The following is a 20575-nucleotide window of genomic DNA, read 5'->3' on the forward strand; positions in this document are numbered from 1 at the left end:
TCATCGCCGCGGAGCCGAGCCATGTCGCTGTCCACCACCCTCAGCCTTCCCGTCGAAGCGGCCGCGCTGCCGCGCCCGTTCCGCATCCTGTCGCTGAAGAAGCGGCCGGCCGGGGCGGCGCCCGCGCTGCCGGTGCAGCGGCTGAGCAGCCGCAGCCTGCTCGGTGACGCGCGCGAGCTGGTGATTGAGCATCAAGGCAGCGAGTACCACCTGCGCCTGACCCGCAACGACAAGCTGATCCTCACCAAGTAGCCGTTCCCCCCGGCCGGGCAGGGACGCCCGGCATTCTGCGCGCGGCGCGCCTCGCCTTTCCCGATCCGGCCCGCGCCGCCCCAGCGGCCGCAGCCGGACCGCCGCGGATTCCGTGCTTGCCCGAGGAGATCCCGATGTTCGGCTGGCTGGCCACGCATTCCCGATCCGCATGCCGCTTCGCGGCGCCGACGGTGCAGCGGCGTTGGTTGCGCGTGGCGCCGCCGCTGTTGGCCGAATGCCTGCCGCTGCTGGGCGACATGCTGTACGTGAGCGGCGCCGAGACGCACGCCTCACCGGACGTGCCGCCCGGCTGGCTGGCGGCGCGGCGCGAATTGTCGCCCTTGCTGCAGGCGCACTGGCTGGCCGTGGCCGGCTACGTGGGCGACGACGGGCCGCGCGAGTGGCTGGAATGCCTGGACCGCCACGGCCGCCTGCGCGCGCGGCTGCACCTGTTGCCCGATACCGACTACCTCGCCTGGGACGCGTTGCCCGCCATCGGCGTGCCGGACGTTCCGCCGGTCCGCTGCGGCTGGCTGCCGTTCCGGCCGGCGTGGGCCTGCGCGTTGCGCCTGCGCGTGCGCCGCCTGGCCGGCCTGGATGTGCTGGACGCCACGTCAGCCGGGGCGTTGTCGGAACTGGGCCGCGACCTCGCCGGGCGCATCGCGCGGGCCGAGGCGGTGCCGCTGCATTCCGCGTCGGCGGGCTGAGCCGGAAGGCCGGCCACGGCCTTCGTCCGTCGCACGGACACGGACGTCCGCCTGTCCGAGCGAGTGTCCGCGGACGCCCTCCGCTGCGGACACCCTCCTCGCAAACCCTTGATGCGGCGCGGCTTCGCAGCCAAGTCGCGGGTTGGCACGCGGCTTGCTGAAGCAGGGCAGGGCCGCACCGTATGCGGCAGGGACTGCACCATGATCCGCGACACCTCCGCTCAAGACCGCATGGTCGAGGTCAAACCCAACCCCAGGCGCCGGCTGTTGCTGATCGGCATCGGCGTGGCCGTGCTGGTCGCGCTGGCGCTGGCCACGCCCGGCATCCTGCGGCTGTTCTCCGCCCAGGCCTCGGTCAGCGCCTCGCGGCTGGCGTTCGCCACCGTGGAGCGCGGCCCGTTCGTGCGCGACATCGCCGCCGAAGGCAAGGTGGTGGCCGCCAACAGTCCCACCCTGTACGCCACCTACAACGGCGCGGCGACGCTGAAGGTGCGCGCCGGCGACACGGTGAAGAAAGGCCAGGTGCTGGCCGTGATCGACAGCCCCGAGCTGCGCAACAAGCTGGCGCAGGAGCAGTCCAAGGCCGATGCGATGCAGGTGGACTACCTGCAGGCGCAGGTCGACGCGCGCACCAAGCGCAGCGAGCTGCAGAAGGCCTTCGACAACGCCACCATCGACGAGAAGAGCGCCGAGACCAACCTCGACCGCGAGCAGAAGGCGTTCGCCGCCGGCGCCGCCACCGGGGTGGAAGTGGACCAGTCCAAGGACGCGCTGGAGAAGGCGCGCATCGCGCTGGCGCACGCCAAGGCCGACCTCGGCATGAACAACGACAGCCTGAACTTCAACATCCAGGCCAAGAAACTGGCGCACGACAACCAGATGCTGGTAGTCAAGGACCTGCAGCGCCAGGTGGACGACCTCGACGTGAAGTCGCCGGTGGACGGCCAGGTCGGCCAGCTGTTCATCGCGCCGGTGGCCACCGTGGCCAAGGACGCCCAGCTGCTCAGCGTGATCGACCTCACCGCGCTGGAAGTGGAGGTGAAGGTGCCGGAGAGCTTCGCGCGCGACCTGGCGATCGGCATGACCGGCCAGATCAGCGGCAACGGCAACACCTGGAAGGGCCTGGTCAGCGCGATCTCGCCGGAAGTGGTCAACGGCGAAGTGGCCGCCCGCGTGCGCTTCGAGGGTGCCACGCCCAAGCAGCTGCGCCAGAACCAGCGCCTGTCCGTGCGGATCGTGCTCGACCACCGCGACAACGTGCTCACCGTGCAGCGCGGCTCCTTCGTGGACGAGTCCGGCGGCAGCTACGCCTACGTGGTGAAGGACGGCATCGCCACCAAGACGCCGATCCGCGTGGGCGCCTCGAGCATCGACAAGGTCGAGATCCTGCAGGGCCTGAAGGAAGGCGACCAGATCGTGATCTCCGGCACCGACAACTTCAAGAGCGCCGACCGCGTCGCGATCAGCAGGTAAGGCATTCGCGCCCTCCCCTGCAAGCAGGGGAGGGCCGGGGGTGGGGTGCTTTTGGCCTGGCGAAAGGCACCCCCTCCCGACTTCCCCCTGCAAGCAGGGGGAGGGGAAGAAAGAAGAACCCATCCACCACCACCGAGGAACGTGAACCATGCTCAAGATGACCCACCTGTCCAAGGTCTACCGCACCGAAGTGGTGGAGACCTACGCGCTGCGCGATTTCAACATCGACGTGAAGGAAGGCGAGTTCGTCGCCGTCACCGGTCCGTCGGGTTCGGGCAAGACCACCTTCCTGACCATCGCCGGCCTGCTCGAGACCTTCACCGGGGGCGAATACCACCTCGACGGCATCGAGGTGAGCCAGCTCAACGACAACGCGCGCTCGAAGATCCGCAACGAGAAGATCGGCTTCATCTTCCAGGCGTTCAACCTGATCCCCGACCTCAACGTGTTCGACAACGTGGAAGTGCCGCTGCGCTACCGCGGCATGAAGGCGGCGGAGCGCAAGCAGCGCATCATGGACGCGCTGGAGCGGGTGGGCCTGGCCTCGCGCTTCAAGCACTACCCGGCCGAACTCTCCGGCGGCCAGCAGCAGCGCGTGGCGATCGCCCGCGCGCTGGCCGGCTCGCCGCGCCTGCTGCTCGCCGACGAGCCGACCGGCAACCTGGACACCCAGATGGCCCGCGGCGTGATGGAACTGCTGGAGGAGATCCACCGTGACGGCGCCACCATCGTGATGGTGACCCACGACCCCGAGCTGGCCGCCCGGGCGCAGCGCAACGTGCACATCATCGACGGCCAGGTCGTGGACCTTGCCGAGGACCCGCGCTTCCACGCCAGCGTGGCCGCGGCCCGCGGCAACGCCAGTCCGGCCTGAGCCACCACCGTCCACGACCCAGAGTGCCGCCCATGCGTGTGAAGCTGCTGCCCGTGCTGCTCCTGCTCGCCGTCGCCCCGTTCCCGGGGCGCGGCGAGGACCTGATGGACGCCTACCGCCAGGCCGTCGCCAACGACCCGGTGCTCGCCACCGCCGACGCGCAGCGGCTGCTGGTGGCCGAAGGCGTGCCGGTGGCGCGTTCCGCGCTGCTGCCGCAGCTCAGCGCCAACCTGGGGCTGGAGCAATCGCACGGCGGCAGCGGCGGCACCACCACCGACTCCAACGGCAACGTGGTGACCACCAGCGCGAAGGGGCATACCCGCGACCGCAGCTTCAGCGGCTCGTTGGACCAGACGATCATCGACCTGTCCGCCATCGCCAACCTGCGCGCGGCGGGCGCCGCGCGCGACGCGCAGGACCAGACCTACCAGGCCGCCCTGCAGAACCTCTACGTACGCGTGGCCCAGGCCTACTTCAACGTGCTGGTGTCGGAAGACCTGGTGGAGATCAACCGCGCCTACGAGGACGCCTACAAGCAGGAGTACGACCAGACCAGCGCGCGCTTCAAGAACGGCTTGTCGATGGCCGCGGACGTGAGCCAGTCCAAGGCGTACTACCTGTACATCAAGGCCCAGCGCATCCAGTCCGAGGACAGCCTGAAGGACGCGCGCAAGGCGCTGGAGCAGATCACCGGCAAGCCCACCGGCACGCTGAAGAAGCTGCGCGACGACCTGCCGATGCAGCCGCCCTCGCCGGACAACGCGCAGGCCTGGGTGGACGCCGCGCTGCAGACCAACCCCACGATCCTGGCCGCGCGCTACACGGTGCGGTCCGACGAGCACAAGGTCTCGGCCGCGCGCGCCGGCCACCTGCCCACGCTCACCGCGGGCGTCAGCTACAACAAGTTCGGCGCCTGGTCGAACGTGGTGCCGGGCGGCGCCGGCTACGGCCCGGCCACCACCACGGTGGGGCTCACCCTGCGCGTGCCGCTGTTCAGCGGCGGCCTCACCCACGCCCAGGTGAAGCAGGCCATCTTCCAGCGCGACGCGGACCAGGGCGTGCTGGAAAGCCAGCGTCGCCAGGCCGCGCGCGACGCCAGCAACTACTTCAACCTGGTGCAGGACGGCATCGAGCAGGTGGACAGCGCGCGCGCCTCGGTGGACGCGGCGAAGAAGTCGCTGGAATCGATGCGCGCGGGCTACGCCATCGGCACGCAGCGGCTCACCGACGTGGTGATCGCCATCCAGACCCTGGCCTCGGTGCAGAGCCAGTACACGGTGGCACGGCACCAGTTCATCCTCGACAAGCTGCTGCTCAAGCAGGCCGCCGGCACCATCGACCTGAAGGACCTGGAAGCGGTCAACGGGTTGCTGCAATGAGCGCGGGGGGCTGACGGCATGTTCGCTTACTACCTGCGGCTGGGCATGAACAGTCTGCGTCGCAGCCCTGCGTTGACCCTGCTGATGGTGATGGCGATCGGCATCGGCGTGGCCGCATCGATGATCACGTATTCCGTGTTCCGTGCCGTGTCGGGCAACCCGATTCCCGGCAAGTCGGCCCGGCTGTTCACGCCGCAGATCGATGCCTGGGGTCCTCAGCAGAACCTGCGCGGTGAACCGGCGGAGGCGCTTGGCTACATCGACGCGATGGCGTTGATGCGCGCGCACGAGGGGAAACGCAAGACGCTGCTGTATCCGGTGCAGCTCTCGGTGATACCCGGGGGCAACCGCGACCTGCCCCTGAACGCCAGCGGCTACGCGGTCACCAGCGATTTCTTCGCCATGTTCGATGTCCCGTTCCGCTACGGCAGCGGCTGGAGCGCGCAGGACGACGACGCGCACGCCAACGACGTCGTCATCAGCAGCGGGCTCGACCAGAAGCTGTTCGGCGGCGCCGACAGCGTGGGGCGCACGCTCAACCTGGGCGGCCACGACTACCGCGTGGTGGGCGTCGCCAGCCACTGGAACCCGCGCCCGCGCTTCTACGACCTGTTCAGTACCAGCGGCTTTGCCGACGAACCGGACGTCTACATGGTGTTCAACCGCGCGCTGGACCTGCAGATGCGCACCGGCGGCCGCAACAGTTGCCGCGGCTCGCTCGCCTACACGAGCTGGCAGGGCTACCTGCAAAGCAATTGCGTGTGGATCACGCCATGGGTGGAACTGGACAGTCCCGCCGAGGCCGAAGGCTTCCGCCGCTTCCTGACGAACTACGCGGCCGACCAGCAGCGCGCCGGCCGCTTCAGCTGGCCGCCCAACGTGCGCCTGCGCGACGTGGTGCAGTGGATGGACTACGAGCAGGTGGTGCCCCCGGAAAGCCGCATTTCGCTGGCGGTGGCGCTGGGCTTCTTCCTGATCTGCCTGGTCAACACCATCGGCCTGCTGCTGGCGAAGTTCATGCGCCGGGCCGGTGAGATCGGCGTGCGCCGCGCCCTGGGCGCCACGCGCAGCGAGATCTATGCGCAATACCTGGTCGAGGCCGGCACGGTGGGCCTGGCCGGCGGCGTGCTGGGCTTGTTGCTCACCGCGGTGGGCGTGTCCGGCGTGGGCATCCTGTTCCAGCCGGAGATCGCCCGGCTCGCCCGGCTCGACCCGTCGCTGGTGGGGCTCACGCTGGCCGTGGCCATCGCCGCCACCGTGCTCGCGGCGTTCTACCCGGCATGGCGCGCGGCGCACGTGCAGCCGGCCTGGCAACTGAAATCGAGCTGAGGAGAGCGCCATGAACATCCAGATCAGGCCCGTCCTCACCGCGCTGCGCCGGCACAAGGTGGGCACCTTGCTTATCGCGTTGCAGATCGGATTGACGCTGGCCATCGTGTGCAACGCGCTGTTCATCATCCACCAGCGGCTGGCCAATCTCTCCCAGGTCAGCGGCGTGGACGAGGCGGACGTGTTCGTCGTCGCCAACTACTGGGCCGACGTGAACCGCTCGACGGAGCAGGTCGATGCGCAGGTGCGCGCCGACCTGATCGCGCTGCGGCAACTGCCGGCCGTGCTCGACGCCACGCCGGCCAGCGGTTACCCGTTGCGGGGCGGCGGCTGGGACAACTTCGTCACCATGACGCCCGACCAGGTCAAGCCGACCACGGACGCGGCGGTGTACACCGGCGACGAGCATTTCATCGACACGCTGGGCTTGAAGCTCGTCGCGGGGCGCAACTTCCGCCCCGACGAGGTGATGGCGATGGGCACCCAGCAGGCGATCACCCCGCCGACGGCGATCGTGAGCAAGGCGCTGGCCGAGCGCCTGTTCCCCGACGGCAACGCGCTGGGCAAGAGCTTCTACGCGATGGGCGCCACGCCCAGCACCATCATCGGCATCGTCGACCCGCTGCACCGGCAGGGCGTGGACCAGTGGAGCAACAGCCATGCCGGGCAGGCGCTGATCTGGCCGCTGCGGGCGGACGACTCGAAAGGCATCTACTACATCGTGCGCGCCAGGCCCGGCCAGCTCGCCGATGCCATGCGCGAGGCGCCCAAGGCGCTGTACGCGCAGAGCCGCCTGCGCATCATCGACCCGAAGGACGGCGTCCAGGACTACGCGACCATCCGCCACAAGGTCTACGACAGCGACCGGGGCATGGTCATCCTCATGGGCGTCATCTGCGCGGTGCTGCTGGCGATCACCGCCGCCGGCATCGTGGGCCTCACCAGCTTCTGGGTCGGCCAGCGGCGCAAGCAGATCGGCGTGCGCCGTGCGCTGGGCGCACGGCAGCGCGACATCCTCGCCTACTTCCTCACCGAGAATTTCCTGATCAGCGCGACCGGCGTGGCGCTCGGCGTCGTGCTGGCCTTCGCCTTCAACCTGTGGACGGTGGCCCGCTTTGCGCTGGACCGCATGTCGCTGGGCTACGTGGGCATCGGCGTGGTCGTGCTGCTGCTGCTGGGCCAGGGCGCCGTGCTGGCGCCGGCGCTGCGCGCCTCGCGCGTGCCGCCGATCGAGGCGACGCGTTCGGTGTGACCAAAGCCTTGGCCTGCTCCGAAGGGGGTGGGACTTTCAAACGACGGAGAGCGGAATGTTCGCCTATTACCTGGATCTGGCCCTGCGCAGCCTGAAGCGCAGCCCCGGCCTCACCGCGCTGATGGTGCTGGCGATCGGCTTCGGCGTGGCCGCCTCGATGACCTCCTGGTCGGTGTTCCGCGCGGTGTCGGGCGATCCGATCCCGTGGAAGTCGGCCAGCCTGTTCGTGCCCCAGATCGACAACTGGGGGCCAAACGGCCGCAATCCCGACGGCGACCCGCCGAACGCAATGGACTACGCCGATGCCACGGCGCTGATGCGCGACCACCGCGCCAAGCTGCAATCGGCGATGTACCAGATCTCCCCCTCGGTGGTGCCGGCCGACGCGGCCAAGCACCCGATCAACGTCAGTGGCGAGGCGGTGTACAGCGAGTTCTTCCCGATGCTGGACGTGCCGTTCCAGTACGGCAGCGGCTGGAGCGCCAGCGACGACGAGAACCGCGCCCAGGTGGTGGTGATCAGCGACAAGCTCAACCAGAAGCTGTTCGGCGGCGCCAACAGCGTGGGCAGGAACGCCAGCATCGAAGGCCGCCAGTACCGCGTGGTCGGCGTGCTGAAGGACTGGAACCCGCAGCCGCGCTTCTACGATGTGGTGAACTCGGGCGGCTTCGACAGCGGCGTCAAGGACGTGTTCCTGCCGTTCCTGACCGCCATCCAGGCCAACCTCCAGAACGACGGCAACACCAACTGCAACGCGGTGCCCAAGGAACCCGGCTTTGTCGGCCTGCAGCATTCCGAGTGCGTGTGGATCGCCTACATGGCCGAACTGGACAGCGCCTCCGCGGTGACCGCCTACCGCGACTACCTGCAGGGCTACGCGCGCGCGCAGCAGCAGGCCGGCCGTTTCGGCTGGGCGCCGAACAACCGCCTGCGCGACCTGCGCGCCTGGCTGGACAACCAGCACGTGGTGCCCAGCGACACCAAGGTCTCGCTGCTGGTGGCGCTGGGCCTGCTGCTGGTGTGCCTGGTCAACACCATCGGCCTGCTGCTGGCGAAGTTCCTGCGCCGCAGCAGCGAGATCGGCGTGCGCCGGGCGCTGGGCGCGCCGCGCAAGGCGATCTACCTGCAGTTCCTCACCGAGGCCGGCATGGTCGGTGCGGCCGGCGGCGTGCTGGGCCTGCTGCTCACCTGCGCGGGCGTCGCCAGCGTGGGCTGGGTGATGCCCAAGGACATCGCGGACCTGGCGCGGCTGGACGTCTCGCTGCTGGTGCTGACCCTGCTGGTGGCGGTGGTCGCCACGATGCTGGCCGGCCTGTACCCGACCTATCGCGCTTCGCGGGTGCAGCCCGCCTGGCAATTGAAGAGCAACTAGCGGCGCCATCCATGGACGCACTCCTCGAGAAAAGCCGGCCAGCCCGTCGAATTTTGCAAGGAACAAGACCATGAAACTGCATCCCATGATCGCGGCATTGCGCAAGCACAAGGCGGGCGTGGTGCTGATCGCGCTGCAGATCGCGCTGACCCTGGCGATCGTCTGCAACGCCATCTTCATCATCGGCCAGCGCATCGACCGGGTGAACCGGCCCACCGGGCTGGACGAAAGCAACCTGTTCCTGGTCACCCAGCAGTGGGTGGGCGCGCCCAGCGCCGATACGGCGGACGGCGTGGCCAAGCTCGACGCCATGCAGAAGGAAGACCTCGCCGCGCTGCGCAACCTGCCCAGCGTGGCCTCGGTGGCGCCGATCAATTCGCTGCCCCTGCTCAATTCCACTTGGGCGGGTTCGGTCTCGACCAAGCCGGACCGGAAGTTCAGCGACAAGGGCGACAACGTGCGCACCGCGTACTACTTCACCGACGACCAGGCGATGTCCACGCTGGGGCTGAAGATCGTGGCCGGGCGCGCGTTCAACGCCGGCGACGTGCAGCACCAGGGCTTCCGCGACAATCCCCCGCGCCCGATCGTCATCGTCACCAAGGCGCTGGCCGACAAGCTGTTCCCGCAGGGCGGCGCGGTGGGCAAGGCGATCTACGTCGACGGCAGCAGCTCGCCCAGCACCATCGTCGGCGTGGTGGCGCGCATGCAGGTGCCAGCCACCGGCACCTGGGTCAACGGCTTCACCTGGAACGCCACCCTGGTACCGTCTCGCCTGGACGCGAACTTCGCGCGCTACGCGGTGCGCGCCAAGCCGGGCCAGATGGAAGCGGCGATGCGCGCAGTGGCGCCCACGCTGTACCAGGTGAACCCGTTGCGCGTGCTCGACGACGACAGCGTGAAGTCGTTCGCCGACATCCGCGCCCATGCCTACCGGGCGGACGTCGGCATGGCCGTGCTGATGGGCGTGATCTGCCTGATCCTGCTCAGCGTCACCGCGGCGGGCATCGTGGGCCTGACCAGCTTCTGGGTGGGCCAGCGGCACAAGCAGATCGGCGTGCGCCGCGCGCTGGGCGCGCGCAAGGCGGACATCCTGCACTACTTCCAGCTGGAGAACCTGCTGATCGCGGGCAGTGGCGCGGTGGGCGGCGTGCTGCTCGCCATCGGCCTGAACATGCTGCTGATGAAGCACTACGAGATGGACCGGCTGCCGATCCTCTACGTGCTGGTCGGCGTGGCCGCCGTGCTGCTGCTGGGGCAGGGCGCGGTGTTCGTGCCGGCACGGCGCGCCTCGAACGTGCCGCCGGTGGCGGCCACGCGGGTGGCGTGAGGCACGCGCGCCGCGCGCGCGAACGACAACGGAGGCACGGATGTTCGGCTACTACTTCAACCTCGCCCTGCGCAGCCTGAAGCGCAACCGCACGCTCACCCTGCTCATGGTGCTGGCGATCGCGGTGGGCATCGGCGCGTGCATGACCACGCTGACTGTCGTGCACCTGCTGTCGGGCGACCCGCTGCCCGGCAAGAGCAGCGTGCTGTTTTTCCCGCAGGTGGACCCGGAGAACCCCGTCGTGGGGGGCGCCACAGAGCCGCGTCCGGCGATGGATTACCGCTCGGCCATGGACCTGTGGAGCGCGCATCGCGCCGACCGCCAGGCGATCATCACCAGCAGTCCCGTGAAAGTGCGCCTGCCGGACAGCAGCCAGCCGCCGTTGATGCCGAGCATGCTCTCCACCTCGGCGGATTTCTTCCCGATGTTCGACGTGCCATTCCAGTACGGCTCCGGCTGGAGCGCGGACGACGACGCGCACCATGCGCGCGTGGCCGTGATTTCGGCCGACCTCAACCAGAAACTGTTCGGTGGCGCCAACAGCGTGGGCCGCATCCTGCGCGTGCGCGACGCCGACATGCGCATCGTCGGCGTGCTGAAGCCGTGGCGTCCCTCGCCGCTGTTCTACGACCCATGGAGCCAGAACTTCAGCAAGTCGGAGGATGTCTTCGCCCCGTTCACCAGCAGCATGGAAATCAACAAGGGCAACTTCCAGGCCTACACCTGCTGGCATGTGCCGCCATCCATGGGCGACCTGCAGAACGCCGATTGCGTGTGGGTGTGGCTGTGGGTGGAGCTGGACAGCCCGGCCAAGGTGCGCGACTACGCGCGCTTCGTGGACGATTACGCGAACACGCAGAAGTCGCTCGGCCGCTTCGCCGTGGGCAGCGAGCATGCACGGCTGCGCGACCTGATGGCCTGGCTGACCTACCGCGGCCAGGTGCCCGGCGACGTGCGCCTGCAGGCGTGGCTGGCGTCGGCCTTTCTCGCCATCTGCCTGTTCAACGCGGTGGGCCTGCTGCTGGCGAAGTTCCTGCGCCGCAGCGGCGAGATCGGCGTGCGCCGCGCGCTGGGCGCCAGCCGTGGCGCGATCTTCGCGCAGTGCCTGGTCGAGGCCGGCCTGATCGGGCTGCTCGGCGGCTTCTTCGGCTGGCTGCTGACGCTGGTCGGCCTGTGGCTGGTACGGCACCAGCCCGTGGACTATGCCCATCTCGCGCACCTGGACGCCGCCATGTTCACCGTCACGTTCGTGTTGGCGGTCGGTACCAGCCTGCTCGCAGGACTGATACCGGCATTGCGCGCCAGCCGCGTGGTCCCCGCCTGGCAACTCAAGGCACTGTGAGGAGGCCGACCGTGCAGATCAAACCGATACTCGCGGCGCTGCGCCGCCATCGCCTGGCCACCTTGCTGATCGCCGTGGAAATCGCGCTGGCCTGCGCCGTGTTGTGCAACGCCTGCTTCCTGGTGGCGCGGCGCTGGACGATGATCCAGATCAACAGCGGTGTCGACGAGAGCTCGTTGGCTGTGCTGACGGTCAACGGCTTCGACCCGAAGCTGTCAGCCGATGTGAACGCGCGCATGCTGACTGGCTTGCGGGCCATTCCCGGCGTGCAATCGGCCACCCTCATCAGCGAAGTGCCGTTCGGGCCGCAGACGGGTGCAGCGGGCGTCACGCACGAACCGGGCGATTTCAAGAACCTGATCGGCGTAGTGGATTTCGTGCTGGCCGGGCCGGGCACGTTCAAGGCATTGGGCCTGAAACTGGTCGAGGGGCGCCTGCCGCAGCCCGATGACTATCGGCCCGCCACCAGCTTCCTGCCCGACTATGCGCAGGTGCTGGTGACCCGCCAGTGGGCGGAACACGCGTGGCCGGGCGAAAACCCGCTGGGCAAGAGCTTCTGGTGCGACAAGATGCACTTCCGCGTCATGGGGGTGGTGGATCACTACGCCCGCGCGCAACCCGGCCAGTACGACCTGGGGCAGGGCGAGTGGACGGTGTTCACGCCGGTCGTGCCCGGCGGCTCGCTGTCCGGTACCTACCTGCTGCGCGCCAGGCCCCAGGACGTACAGCGCGTGCTGCAGGCGGCGCGTGCCGCCGTGCAGAAGATCGCCCCCGACGTGGTACTGGACCAGGACAACAGCAAGACCCTGAACGATCTGCGCGCGAACTACTTCAAGAGCGACCGCATCATGATTGGCCTGCTGCTCGGCGTGGTCGTCCTCATGCTGGGTGTCACCGCGCTCGGCATCGTCGGCCTCACCAGCTTCTGGGTGGCCCAGCGGCGCAAGCAGATCGGCATCCGCCGCGCGATCGGCGCCACCCGCGGCGACATCCTGCGCTACTTCCAGACCGAGAACTTCCTGATCGTCACGTTCGGCATCGCGCTGGGCATGCTGCTGGCCTTCGGGCTCAACGCGGTGCTGATGAGGTTCTACGAACTGCCGCACCTGCCGTTGCCCTACCTGCCGGTCGGCGCGCTGGCGCTGTGGGGCCTGGGCCAACTGGCGGTGCTAGGGCCCGCGCTGCGCGCGGCGGCGGTGCCGCCGGTGGTGGCGACGCGGAGCGTGTGAGGTTCCGACTCCCTCCCCTGCTTGCAGGGGAGGGCTGGGGAGGGGCGCCTTGGGTGTTGGTGAAAAGCACCCCCTCCCGACCTCCCCCTGCAAGCAGGGGGAGGAGACGTATCCCTCCCGCAAGCGGGCGAGGGGGTTCAATCACAGAGGCATGGGATGTTCGGCTACTACCTCCACCTGGCATGGCACAGCCTCCGGCGCAACAGGGTGCTGACGGCGCTGATGGTGCTGGCCATCGCGGTGGGCATTGGTGCGGCCATGACCACGTTCACCGTGCTGCACGTGCTTTCCGGCGATCCGCTGCCGGGCAGGAGCGGCGAGCTCTACTACCCCCAGATCGACCCGCAGGACGCGCGTGGGATGATGCCCGGCCCGATGCCACCGGAGCAGGTCACCCTGATCGACGGGATGAACCTGCTGCGGGCGAAGCGCGCGGACCGGCAGGCATTGATGGCGGGCGGCACGGTGCCGATCCAGCCGGATGCCTCGTCGTTCGACCCGTTCTATGTGGAGGCGCGCTACACCACCGCGGACTTCTTCGCGATGTTCGGCGCGCCGTTCCTGTACGGCCACGGCTGGTCCGGCGCCGACGACGAGGCGCATGCCCGCGACGTGGTGATCACGCGCCAGCTCGACGACAAGCTGTTCAGCGGCGCGGACAGCGTGGGGCGCGCGTTGCGCATCAAGGACACCACGTTCCGCATCGCCGGCGTGCTCGACGACTGGCACCCCAATCCGCATTTCTACGACCTCACCACAGGCGCGTACAACTACTACGAACAGGTATTCCTGCCGTTGCAGACCGCGCTGGAACTGCATTTCGACAAGAACGGCTCCAACGACTGCTGGGGCAACGGCACCGGCGGCATGCAGGGCGGGGCGTACCCTTCGGCAACCTGCGTGTGGCTGCAGTTCTGGGTGCAGTTGGACAGCCCGGCCAAGGCCGCGGCGTACAGGCAGTTCCTGGTCCGGTACTCGGAAGAACAGAAGGCGCTGGGCCGCTTCCAGCGCGCGCCGAACGTGCGCCTGCGCAACCTGACGCAGTGGCTGGATTACAACGGCGTGGTGCCGGGCGACGTGCGCCTGCAGGCATGGATGGCGTTCGGCTTCCTGCTGGTATGCCTGGTCAACACCGTCGGCCTGATGCTGGCGAAGTTCCTGCGCCGCGCGGGCGAGCTGAGCGTGCGGCGGGCGCTGGGCGCGTCCAGGCGCGCGCTGTTCGCGCAGTTGCTGACCGAGTCCGGGGTGATCGGGATCGCGGGGGGGAGCGCCGGGCTGCTGCTGGCCCTGTTCGGCCTGTGGATGGTGCGGCATCGCACGTCGGACTACGCCGCGCTGGCGCACCTCGATCCCGCGATGCTGCTGGTCACGTTCGCGCTCGCGACCGGCGCCAGCCTGCTGGCCGGGGTACTGCCCGCATGGCGCGCCTGCAACGTGGCGCCGGCGCTGCAACTCAAGAGTAATTAGTGCGCTTTCCCTGCGCGTGGAAGCGGCCATCCATGGCCGCACTGCTCAAGAAAAGCTGTTCCGATCAGAGGCATGAGGAAAAGGATGGAACTGCGACCGATACTCGCCACGTTGCGCCGGCACAAGGTGATCCTCTGGCTGCTGATGCTGGAGATCGCGCTGAGCTGCGCCATCATCTGCAACGGCGTGTTCCTGGTGGCGCAGCGCCTGCAGCACATGGACATGCCCAGCGGCATCGCCGAGCACGAGCTGGTGCAGATCCAGCAGGCGCCGATCGCGCCGCCCTCCGACCGGTACGCGCGGGCGCAGGAGGACCTCGCCACGCTGCGGGCGATCCCCGGCGTGCAGGCCGTCGGCATGAGCAACCAGGTGCCGTTCGGCGGCGCTTCGTCGAACGGCAACGTGATGCTCTCGCCGACGCAGCCGCACCGGACGCTGAGCGCCGCCGAGTACTTCGGCGAGAACCTGGTGCAGACGCTGGGGCTGCGCCTGGTCGCCGGGCGCGACCTGCGGCCGGACGAGTACGTCGATGCCGACGTGGTGATCCGGGAACTCGCCAGCGGCAGCGGCAAGGGCTTCCCGGTGCCGATGATCGTCAGCCAAGCGCTGGCCACGCGGCTGTGGCCGCAACGGAACCCGTTGGGCAGGCTGGTCTGGCTCACGCCCACGGCGAGCTTCCGCGTGGTGGGCGTTGTGCGGACGCTGGCCCGTGCGAATGCCTACGACACCGCCACCGCGCAGTATTCGATGATCATCCCCTTGCACATGGGCGCCGACAAGGACCAGAGCTACCTGCTTCGCACCCGGCCGCAGGACCGCCAGCGCGTGCTCGCCGCGGCCACCGCGGCGTTGAAGCGCGCCGATCCCACGCGCGTGGTCACGCACGCCCGCACCTACGACCGCATCCGCAGCGACTACTTCAAGGACGACCACGCGACGGCGGGCATGCTGGTCAGCGTGATCGTGGCGGTGCTGCTGGTGACGGGGCTCGGCATCGTGGGGCTGGCCAGCTTCTGGGTGGCGCAGCGGCGCAGGCAGATCGGTATCCGTCGCGCGCTGGGGGCGCGGCGCGCCGACATCCTGCACTACTTCCAGACCGAGAACTTCCTGATCGTGACGTTCGGCATCGTGCTGGGCATGGTGCTGGCCTACGGCATCAGCCTGTTCCTGATGATGCGCTACGAATTGCCGCGCCTGCCGGCCGGCTACTTCCCGGTCGGCGCGCTGGTGCTGTGGGGCATCGGCCAGCTCGCCGTGCTCGGCCCCGCGCTGCGCGCGGCGGCAGTGCCGCCGGTGGTGGCGACGCGGAGCGTGTGAGGCTTTTCATCCCCTCCGGCAGGCAGGACGGGGAAGACGGGACTCCCCGGCACGCTTGGGGAGGGAACGACCAACGGAGATGCGGCATGTTCGGCTACTACATCGACCTGGCCACGCGCAGCCTCAGGCGCAACAAGGCGCTCACCGCGCTGATGGTGCTGGCGATCGCGCTGGGCATCGGCGCGTCCATGACCACGCTCACCGTGCTGCACGTGCTGTCCGGCGATCCGCTGCCGGGGCGCAGCGGCACCTTGTACTACCCGCAGATCGATCCGCGCGACGGCCAGGGCTACCTGCCCGGCAAGACGGAGCCGATGGACCAGGTGACCTGGATCGACGGCATGAACCTGCTGCAGGCGAAGCGGGCGGACCGGCAGGCGCTGATGACCGGCGGCACCGTGGCGATCCAGCCGGACAACAGCACGCTCGACCCGTTCTACGAGGACGCGCGCTACACCACGGCCGATTTCTTCCCGATGTTCGGCGTGCCGTTCCGCTACGGCCACGCCTGGAACGCGGCGGACGACGAGGCGCATGCGCGCGTGGCGGTGATCGACGGCCCGCTCAACGACAAGCTGTTCGGCGGCGGGGACAGCACCGGGCGGACGCTGCGCCTGTCCGGCGTGGCGTTCCGCATCGTCGGGGTGGTCGGCGACTGGAACCCGAACCCGCATTTCTATGACCTCAACCGCAAGAGCTACGGTGAGGACGAGGGCGTGTACGTGCCGCTGTCCACCTCGCAGGACGTGGGCATGAACCACGATGGCGGCATGGACTGCTGGGGCAACGGCGGCGGCGGCAACACGCCCGCCCACAACGCGCCCTGCGTGTGGCTGCAGTTCTGGGTGCAGCTGGACAGCCCGGCCAGGGCCGCCGCCTACCGGCAGTTCCTCGTCAGCTATTCCGAACAGCAGAAGGCGCTGGGGCGCTTCCAGCGACCGCCGAACGTGCGCCTGCGCAACGTGATGCAGTGGCTGGACTACAACCAGGTGGTGCCCGACGACGTGCGCCTGCAGACCGGCCTGGCCTTCGGCTTCCTGCTGGTGTGCCTGGTGAACATGGTCGGCCTGATGCTGGCGAAGTTCATGCGCCGCGCCGGCGAGCTGGGCGTGCGCCGCGCGCTGGGCGCGTCGAAGAAGGCGCTGTTCGCGCAGTTGCTGGTGGAGTCCGGGGTGGTCGGCCTGGTGGGCGGCGTGGGCGGCCTGCTGCTCGCGCTGGCCGGCCTGTGGCTGGTGCGGCGGCAGCCGGCCAGCTACGCGGCCCTGGCGAACATCGACCCGGAGATGTTGTTCGCCACGTTCGTGCTGGCGCTGGGCGCGAGCCTGCTGGCCGGCCTGCTGCCCGCCTGGCGCGCCTGCCAGGTGACGCCCGCCCTGCAGCTCAAGAGCAACTGAGGTCCACCATGGAACTGCGACCGATCCTTTCCACCCTGCGACGCCACAAGATCACCGCGTGGCTGCTGGTCCTGGAGATCGCGCTGACCTGCGCGATCGTGTGCAACGCGGTGTTCATGATCGGCCAGCGGCTCGAACGCATGGACCTGCCCAGCGGCATCGCCGAGCACGAACTGGTGCAGATCGGGCTGGGCCACATCGGCAACAGTCCGGACGCCATCGCGCAGTCGCAGACCGACCTGGCGGCGCTGCGGCAGATCCCCGGCGTGCAGCAGGTGGCGGTGATCAACCAGTTGCCCTTCAGCAATGGGGGCTCGTCGAACAGCGGCATCCGGCTGAGCCCGGAACAGCAGCAGGACACGCTGGAGGCCTCGACGTACTACGGCGAAGGCGTGCTGCCCACGCTGGGGCTGCACCTGCTGGAGGGGCGCGATTTCCGGCACGACGAATATGCGGACTTCGGAACCGTCATCGCCGACCTGCGCAACGGCGACCTGAAGAACCTGCCTTCGACCATCATCGTGACCCGGGCGCTGGCCGAGCGGCTGTGGCCGGGCAAGGATGCGCTCGGCCAGACACTCTACGTCGGCAAGGGCTTGCCGTTCCGGGTCATCGGCGTGGTGGCGGACCTGGCGCGACCGAACAACCTGAACTGGGGTGTGGGGTACAGCACGGTGTGGCCGATACGCATGACGGTGGCCGACGGCTCCAGCTACGTCATCCGCACCGCGCCGCAGGACCGTGACGCCGTGCTCAAGGCCGCGGTGGCCGCGCTCAAGCAGCTCGACCCCAACCGCGTGGTGCTGGTGAAGCGCACCTACGACGAGGCGCGCCACGCCTTCTTCGCCAACGACCGCGCCATGGCCGGCATACTGGTGGGCGTGATCGTGGCGCTGCTCACGGTGACCGTGCTGGGCATCGTGGGCCTGGCCAGCTTCTGGGTGGGGCAGCGCCGCCGCACCATCGGCGTGCGCCGCGCGCTGGGCGCCACCCGCGGCGACATTCTGCGCTACTTCCAGACCGAGAACTTCCTGCTCGCCAGCTTCGGCATCGTGCTCGGCATGGCGCTGGCGTACGGCATCAACCTGTTCCTGATGATGCACTACGAGCTGCCGCGGTTGCCGGGCATCTACTTCCCGGTCGGCGCGCTCGTGCTGTGGGCCATCGGCCAGCTGGCGGTGCTCGGTCCCGCGCTGCGGGCGGCGGCGGTGCCGCCGGTGGTGGCGACGCGGGCGGTGTGAGGAAGCCTCCGCAGGGAGGCACGGTGATCGGCAACGGGGGAGGCGGAATGTTCGGCTACTACATCGACCTGGCCACGCGCAGCCTGAAGCGCAACCGGGCGCTCACCGCGCTGATGGTGCTCGCCATCGCGCTGGGCATCGGCACCAGCATGACCACGCTGACGGTGATGCACGTGCTGTCGGGTGACCCGATCCCCGCGAAGAGCGCGCAGCTGTTCCGCGTGCGCATGAACGTGTTTCCCGACGACACCTTCACGCAGGGCAAGGAGACGCCGGACAACATGACCCGCCGCGATGCCGAGGCGCTGCTGCATGACGCGCGCGCCGACCGCCAGGCGGCGATGTCGGCCGGATCGATGGTGGTGACGCCGCCGCAGGGCGAACCGCTGGGCGTGGAGGCGCGCTACACCGGCGCGGACTTCTTCCCCATGTTCGGCGCGCCGTTCCGCTACGGCCATGCCTGGAGCCGCGACGACGACGCGGCGGGCGCGCGCGTCGCGGTGATTTCCGGCGCGCTGAACGAGCAGCTCTTCGGCGGCGGCGACAGCACCGGCAAGACGCTGCGGATGGGCGACCAGGGCCTGCGCGTCGTCGGCGTGCTGGGCGACTGGGACATGAACCCGCGCTTCTACGACCTCAGCAACGGCCAGTTCGGCGACAGCGAGCAGGTGTTCGTGCCCCTGTCCACGGCGCTGGACCTCAAGCTGTCCACCAGCGGCTCGACGAACTGCTGGAACAGCGCGCCCGACCCCCATGCCGCCAGCGCGCCGTGCCTGTGGCTGCAGTACTGGGCGGAACTGGACACGCCGGCGAAGGCGGCGGCCTACCGCCGGTACCTCGACAACTACATCGCCCTGCAGCGCCAGGCAGGGCGGTTCAGCCACCCGGGCCAGGTCGAGCTGCAGGACGTGATGCAGTGGCTGGACGCCAAGGGCGTGGTGCCGTCCGACGTGCGGCTGCAGGTGTGGCTGGCGCTGGGTTTCCTCGGCATCTGCCTGCTCAACACGGTGGGCCTGCTGCTGGCGAAGTTCCTGCGCCGCAGCGGCGAGCTGGGCGTGCGCCGCGCGCTGGGCGCCTCGCGCCGCGCGATCTTCCTGCAATGCCTGGTCGAGGCGGGCATGGTGGGGCTGGTCGGCGGCGCGTTCGGCCTGGCGCTGGCCGGGCTCGGGCTGGTCCTGGTGCGCCACCAGCCCACCGACTACGCCACCTTCATCCACATGGACCTGCGCATGCTGCTGGGCACCTTCGCGCTGGCCCTGCTGAGCAGCCTGCTCGCCGGCCTGCTGCCGGCATGGCGGGCGATGCACGTGGCGCCCGCCGCCGCGATCAAGTCGAACTAGGGGATGCCGATGCACTTTCGCCACATACTCAGCGCCCTGGGTCGCCATCGCATTGCCGTGTGCCTGCTGGTGCTGGAGATCGCCTTCTCCTGCGCGGTGGTCTGCAACGCGCTGTTCCTGATCGGCACGCGGCTGGAGCGCATGCATCGCCCCACCGGCGTCGACGAGCCGCACCTGGTGCAGGTGGACGTGCACAGTGTGACGCCGGGCACGGCGGAGGCGCTGATGGCGCAGACGCGCACCGACCTGGCGACGCTGCGCGCCCTTCCCGGCGTGACCGGGGTCGCCATCGTCAACCAGACCCTGTTCGGCGATTCGATCGGCTTCAGCGGCGTCAGCCTCAGCGATGACCCGAAGGCGCCGAGCATCCCGGTCACCCAGTACATGGGCAGCGCGCAGCTCGCCGGCGTGCTGGGCCTGAAGCTGGCGGCGGGGCGCTGGTTCAGGCCCGACGAATTCATCGGCTACGAGCAGCTCAGGAACGGCGCCACCGGCGTGCCCGTCATCATCACCCGCGCCATGGCCGGGCACTTCTTCCCGGGCCAGTCGGCGGTGGGCAAGACCATCCACGCCTTCGGCACCAACCGCGTGGTGGGCGTGGTGGACCGGCTCGTGCAGCCCCGCGACTACGGTCCGGCGGAGTACTACGGGTACGCCATGCTGTTCCCGGTCGAGATGCCGTACCCGGGCGGCACCTACCTGGTGCGCGTGAAGGACCCGGCGCAGCGGCAGGCGGTGATCCAGGGCGCCCTGCGTGCGCTGAAGGCCGACGGCCCGCTGCGGCTGGTGTCGCCGAAGTACGCCACCACGCTGGAGGCGGAGCGCGGCAAGTACTACCGCAACGACCGCGCCATGGCCTGGCTGCTGGCTGGCGTGTGCCTGCTGCTGCTGGTGGTCACCGCGGTGGGCATCGTGGGCCTGACCAGCTTCTGGGTGGCGCAGCGGCGCCGGCAGATCGGCATCCGCCGCGCGGTGGGCGCCACCCGCGGCGACATCCTGCGCTACTTCCAGGCCGAGAACTTCCTGCTGGCGACCTTCGGCATCGCGCTGGGCATGCTGCTGGCCTACGGCCTCAACCTGCTGCTGATGCTGCACTACGAACTGGGACGGTTGCCCGCGTACTACTTCCCGGTCGGCGCGGCGGTGCTGTGGGGACTGGGGCAGCTGGCCGTGCTCGGTCCCGCGCTGCGCGCTTCGCGCGTGCCGCCGGTGGTGGCGACGCGCAGCGCGTGATTTTCCCTCTCCCGATGCGGGAGAGGGTGCCCCGGATGGGGCGG

17 protein-coding genes are annotated in these 20575 nt (G+C 69.3%); all 17 read left to right on the top strand.

Annotated features, from left to right (window positions below):
• Nucleotides 1-21 precede the first annotated feature (21 nt).
• A complete protein-coding gene (locus QMK61_RS05220; protein ID WP_302070965.1) occupies nucleotides 22-252 on the top strand; it encodes a hemin uptake protein HemP in 231 nt (76 codons plus the stop codon).
• A 116-nt stretch (nucleotides 253-368) separates the two neighbouring features.
• Nucleotides 369-959 carry a hypothetical protein gene (locus QMK61_RS05225; protein ID WP_302070966.1) on the top strand — a complete coding sequence of 197 codons (591 nt, stop codon included), beginning with the start codon at nucleotides 369-371 and terminating at the stop codon, nucleotides 957-959.
• Between the two features lie 201 nt (nucleotides 960-1160).
• Nucleotides 1161-2432, top strand: a complete 1272-nt coding sequence (locus tag QMK61_RS05230) for an efflux RND transporter periplasmic adaptor subunit (protein ID WP_302070968.1) — start codon at nucleotides 1161-1163, stop codon at nucleotides 2430-2432.
• 148 nt (nucleotides 2433-2580) lie between these two features.
• Nucleotides 2581-3306, top strand: coding sequence for an ABC transporter ATP-binding protein (locus QMK61_RS05235; RefSeq protein WP_302070969.1), 726 nt, complete (start codon nucleotides 2581-2583; stop codon nucleotides 3304-3306).
• A gap of 32 nt (nucleotides 3307-3338) precedes the next feature.
• Nucleotides 3339-4685, top strand: a complete 1347-nt coding sequence (locus tag QMK61_RS05240; protein ID WP_302070970.1) for a TolC family outer membrane protein — start codon at nucleotides 3339-3341, stop codon at nucleotides 4683-4685.
• 18 nt (nucleotides 4686-4703) lie between these two features.
• Nucleotides 4704-6014 (top strand): ABC transporter permease, encoded by a 1311-nt coding sequence (locus QMK61_RS05245; protein ID WP_302070971.1) that lies wholly within the window; start codon nucleotides 4704-4706, stop codon nucleotides 6012-6014.
• Between the two features lie 10 nt (nucleotides 6015-6024).
• Complete coding sequence (locus tag QMK61_RS05250; protein WP_302070972.1) at nucleotides 6025-7266, top strand: FtsX-like permease family protein; 1242 nt, start codon at nucleotides 6025-6027, stop codon at nucleotides 7264-7266.
• Between the two features lie 55 nt (nucleotides 7267-7321).
• Nucleotides 7322-8638 carry an ABC transporter permease gene (locus QMK61_RS05255; protein ID WP_302070973.1) on the top strand — a complete coding sequence of 439 codons (1317 nt, stop codon included), beginning with the start codon at nucleotides 7322-7324 and terminating at the stop codon, nucleotides 8636-8638.
• Nucleotides 8639-8708: 70 nt separating this feature from the next.
• Nucleotides 8709-9968, top strand: coding sequence for an ABC transporter permease (locus tag QMK61_RS05260; protein ID WP_302070974.1), 1260 nt, complete (start codon nucleotides 8709-8711; stop codon nucleotides 9966-9968).
• A gap of 40 nt (nucleotides 9969-10008) precedes the next feature.
• The gene (locus tag QMK61_RS05265) at nucleotides 10009-11310 is read left to right on the top strand and encodes an ABC transporter permease (RefSeq protein WP_302070976.1); all 1302 of its coding nucleotides are present in this window, start codon (nucleotides 10009-10011) and stop codon (nucleotides 11308-11310) included.
• Nucleotides 11311-11321: 11 nt separating this feature from the next.
• The gene (locus QMK61_RS05270) at nucleotides 11322-12539 is read left to right on the top strand and encodes an FtsX-like permease family protein (protein ID WP_302070977.1); all 1218 of its coding nucleotides are present in this window, start codon (nucleotides 11322-11324) and stop codon (nucleotides 12537-12539) included.
• Nucleotides 12540-12695: 156 nt separating this feature from the next.
• Nucleotides 12696-14006, top strand: a complete 1311-nt coding sequence (locus QMK61_RS05275; RefSeq protein ID WP_302070979.1) for an ABC transporter permease — start codon at nucleotides 12696-12698, stop codon at nucleotides 14004-14006.
• 84 nt (nucleotides 14007-14090) lie between these two features.
• Nucleotides 14091-15323: an FtsX-like permease family protein gene (locus tag QMK61_RS05280; protein WP_302070980.1), complete on the top strand. Its 1233-nt coding sequence runs from the start codon at nucleotides 14091-14093 to the stop codon at nucleotides 15321-15323.
• Nucleotides 15324-15409: 86 nt separating this feature from the next.
• Nucleotides 15410-16717 (top strand): ABC transporter permease, encoded by a 1308-nt coding sequence (locus QMK61_RS05285; RefSeq protein ID WP_302070982.1) that lies wholly within the window; start codon nucleotides 15410-15412, stop codon nucleotides 16715-16717.
• Between the two features lie 8 nt (nucleotides 16718-16725).
• Nucleotides 16726-17958 carry an FtsX-like permease family protein gene (locus QMK61_RS05290; protein WP_302070983.1) on the top strand — a complete coding sequence of 411 codons (1233 nt, stop codon included), beginning with the start codon at nucleotides 16726-16728 and terminating at the stop codon, nucleotides 17956-17958.
• A gap of 47 nt (nucleotides 17959-18005) precedes the next feature.
• Nucleotides 18006-19298 (top strand): ABC transporter permease, encoded by a 1293-nt coding sequence (locus tag QMK61_RS05295; protein ID WP_302070984.1) that lies wholly within the window; start codon nucleotides 18006-18008, stop codon nucleotides 19296-19298.
• 9 nt (nucleotides 19299-19307) lie between these two features.
• A complete protein-coding gene (locus tag QMK61_RS05300) occupies nucleotides 19308-20531 on the top strand; it encodes an FtsX-like permease family protein (RefSeq protein WP_302070985.1) in 1224 nt (407 codons plus the stop codon).
• The last annotated feature ends 44 nt before the right edge of the window (nucleotides 20532-20575 follow it).

Origin of the sequence: Fulvimonas sp. R45 (assembly GCF_030504985.1) — a bacterium.
Lineage (GTDB): Bacteria > Pseudomonadota > Gammaproteobacteria > Xanthomonadales > Rhodanobacteraceae > Rhodanobacter_A.

Bases quoted from the DNA above. Each gene is read 5' to 3' on its own strand.
- QMK61_RS05220 (WP_302070965.1), top strand. From the start codon at position 22: ATGTCGCTGTCCACCACCCTCAGCCTTCCCGTCGAAGCGGCCGCGCTG.
- QMK61_RS05230 (WP_302070968.1), top strand. From the start codon at position 1,161: ATGATCCGCGACACCTCCGCTCAAGACCGCATGGTCGAGGTCAAACCC.
- QMK61_RS05235 (WP_302070969.1), top strand. From the start codon at position 2,581: ATGCTCAAGATGACCCACCTGTCCAAGGTCTACCGCACCGAAGTGGTG.
- QMK61_RS05240 (WP_302070970.1), top strand. From the start codon at position 3,339: ATGCGTGTGAAGCTGCTGCCCGTGCTGCTCCTGCTCGCCGTCGCCCCG.
- QMK61_RS05245 (WP_302070971.1), top strand. From the start codon at position 4,704: ATGTTCGCTTACTACCTGCGGCTGGGCATGAACAGTCTGCGTCGCAGC.
- QMK61_RS05250 (WP_302070972.1), top strand. From the start codon at position 6,025: ATGAACATCCAGATCAGGCCCGTCCTCACCGCGCTGCGCCGGCACAAG.
- QMK61_RS05255 (WP_302070973.1), top strand. From the start codon at position 7,322: ATGTTCGCCTATTACCTGGATCTGGCCCTGCGCAGCCTGAAGCGCAGC.
- QMK61_RS05260 (WP_302070974.1), top strand. From the start codon at position 8,709: ATGAAACTGCATCCCATGATCGCGGCATTGCGCAAGCACAAGGCGGGC.
- QMK61_RS05265 (WP_302070976.1), top strand. From the start codon at position 10,009: ATGTTCGGCTACTACTTCAACCTCGCCCTGCGCAGCCTGAAGCGCAAC.
- QMK61_RS05275 (WP_302070979.1), top strand. From the start codon at position 12,696: ATGTTCGGCTACTACCTCCACCTGGCATGGCACAGCCTCCGGCGCAAC.
- QMK61_RS05280 (WP_302070980.1), top strand. From the start codon at position 14,091: ATGGAACTGCGACCGATACTCGCCACGTTGCGCCGGCACAAGGTGATC.
- QMK61_RS05285 (WP_302070982.1), top strand. From the start codon at position 15,410: ATGTTCGGCTACTACATCGACCTGGCCACGCGCAGCCTCAGGCGCAAC.
- QMK61_RS05290 (WP_302070983.1), top strand. From the start codon at position 16,726: ATGGAACTGCGACCGATCCTTTCCACCCTGCGACGCCACAAGATCACC.
- QMK61_RS05295 (WP_302070984.1), top strand. From the start codon at position 18,006: ATGTTCGGCTACTACATCGACCTGGCCACGCGCAGCCTGAAGCGCAAC.
- QMK61_RS05300 (WP_302070985.1), top strand. From the start codon at position 19,308: ATGCACTTTCGCCACATACTCAGCGCCCTGGGTCGCCATCGCATTGCC.